The organism is Kocuria nitroreducens (assembly GCF_042879195.1).
In the GTDB taxonomy this organism is placed as follows: Bacteria; Actinomycetota; Actinomycetes; order Actinomycetales; family Micrococcaceae; genus Kocuria; species Kocuria nitroreducens.
This window is the reverse complement of record NZ_JBHZTC010000056.1, coordinates 1-2224: the sequence shown is the minus strand read 5'-3', so window position 1 is coordinate 2224 and position 2224 is coordinate 1. Positions and strand designations below refer to the sequence as shown.

Sequence of the window (2224 nt, the reverse complement as noted above, 5' to 3'; positions counted from 1 at the left end):
CACGACCACGGCGGAGCGACCAACGCCAACCCTGCCAGCCAGTCCCGGACCAGCCGACCCAAGACTCACAGCCGTTGTCAACCAGCCAGGAGTGCTGGGGCCGGGACTGGTTCTCGGTATGGGGCGTGGTCCCGGAGCATGGCCCAAAGGACGTTGAGACGGCGGCGTGCGAGGGCGATGAGCGCTTGTTTGTGTGATTTGCCCTCGCCCCTTTTCCGGTCGTAGAAGGCCCGGGATGCGGGACTGTTCTTCAGGCTCGAAAGGGCGGCGAGGTAGCAGGTGCGCAGCAGCCGGCGGTTGAAGCGGCGGGGCCGGTGGAGGTTGCCGCTGATGCGTCCGGAGTCGCGGGGGACCGGGGCGAGCCCGGCCACACAGGCGAGTCGGTCGACGGTGTCGAATCCCTCGAGGTTGCCCCCGATGTTCGCGAGGAAGGTCGCCGCCAGCACGGGCCCGAAACCGGGCATGCTCAGCAGGACCTCAGCGCTCTCATGTTGCTGGAAGCGTTCAGTGATCTGATGGTCGATGCCGGTGAGTTCCGCATCGATCGCGGTGATCTCTGCCGCCAGCTTCCCCACGAGTGCGGATCCCACCGCCTGGGTCGGAAGGCTCGTGTGCTGAGTGTTGGCGGCGTCGACGGCTGTTTGGGCGACGGATGCGCTGTTGCGGCAACCGCGATTCTTCAGCCATGCGGTGAGCCGGGTGACGCCGATGCGCCGCAGCGCCTGCGGGGTCTGATAACCCGACAACAGGGTGAGTGCCGCTTTGCTTTTGGAGTAGTCGAAGGCCCGTTCCAGGGCGGGGAAGTACTCCAGCATGGTGGCTCGCAACCGATTGATGGCCCTCACCCGGTCGCAGATCAGGTCCGTGCGCCGGGAGGTGAGAAGGCGCAGGTCGACGCTGATCTGATCAGCCCCACGCACCGGTTGCAGGTCGGTGCGCATCCGGGCCTGGTCGGCGATGATGCGGGCGTCTTTGGCGTCGGTCTTGCCATCACCGCGGTAGGTGGCCGCAGCATGGTGGATGGTCCTCCCGGGGATGTAGAGCAGCTGCTGGTCGTGGGCGGCCAGCAACGCGATCACCAGTGCTGCACCACCAGCGTTGAGATCCGTCGCCCAGCACACGGTGTCACCGTCGGCGAGTTCAAGCACGCCGGCGATGAGCTCGAGCAGCGCGGTCTCGTCGTTGTCCACCCGGTGGGAGACCAACACCGTTCCCGCCCGGTCGAGCACCACGCAGTGATGTGCGCGTTTCCCCGCATCGATTCCTGCCCACACGGTCGCCATCGTCCCCATCCTCTCGCCCAGTCACTTGTGGAGTCCCTGTCGATGACCGCGCCAGCACGTCCTTACCCAGCGATCGATGTCGCAATTCTCAATCAGCGGTCGAGTCATCGGCGGGCAGCGGGCGGCCATTCCCAGTGAGCCGTCCAGACGGCAGGGCGACCTCAGCCATACCCGCCACCCGAGGGTGATCGAGACACTACGACAGCCCCGAAATCACCCACCACAACAACGTAAGGAAGGCGATCTCATCCTCGGCACACTGAGCGGATCCGCGATCGGCACCCTGGTGGAGCGCGCCACCCGCTACGTCACGCTCGTGCACCTGGCCCACGACCACACCGCCGAGACCGTCCGGGACGGGCTCATCGCCACGGTCAACCAGTGGCCACCCGGGCTGCGCCGTTCCCTGACCTGGGACCAAGGGGCGGAGATGTCCCACCACGCCAGCCTCCGCCGCGCCACCGGCATCGACGTGTTCTTCTGCGACGCAGCCAGTCCCTGGCAGCGCGGATCGAACGAGAACATGAATGGACTGCTGGACCGGTCCCCGGAAGTTGGACACCGAATTTAGAGTCCTTCTTCAGGAAGTAGTCAGATGTACTTGAAAAGCACGTTGAGTCACTCCGATGCGGTGTCGGCGGTCGAGTTGTTTGAGCAGGGACTGAGTGCGAACTCCGTCGCGCGTGCTCTTGATCTGGCACCCAATTCTGTCCAAATGTTGTATGAACGATGGCAGGTACGAGGAACAGGTGCACTGGTGACACGAGACCGTAAGCAGTACGACATCGAAACCAAGCTCTTGATCGTGCGTCGTCATCTTCAAGGCGCGTCCGGACGCGTCCTGGCCAAGGAGTACGACCTTCCCTCGCCAGTAGCGTCCCCTAGCGTGGTGTACGCCGGGCCCTGGGGGCGTGGCGTTCCGAACGTGAGGCGGCCACCGC

Annotated in this window: 2 protein-coding genes and 1 pseudogene; 2 read left to right on the top strand and 1 reads right to left on the bottom strand. The window is 65.0% G+C overall.

Annotated features, from left to right (window positions below; genetic code table 11):
- Positions 1-77: 77 nt before the first annotated feature.
- Positions 78-1283, bottom strand: coding sequence for an IS110 family transposase (locus ACFYE1_RS17275; RefSeq protein ID WP_449274644.1), 1206 nt, complete (start codon positions 1281-1283; stop codon positions 78-80).
- A gap of 235 nt (positions 1284-1518) precedes the next feature.
- Between ACFYE1_RS17275 and ACFYE1_RS17270 the strand changes: the two are divergent.
- Together ACFYE1_RS17270 and ACFYE1_RS17265 are read left to right on the top strand one after the other, a co-directional pair.
- A pseudogene (locus tag ACFYE1_RS17270) lies at positions 1519-1821 on the top strand (IS30 family transposase); the annotation flags it as partial.
- 57 nt (positions 1822-1878) lie between these two features.
- On the top strand, positions 1879-2224 hold a 346-nt coding region (locus ACFYE1_RS17265), incomplete at its 3' end, for a hypothetical protein (protein WP_387745717.1).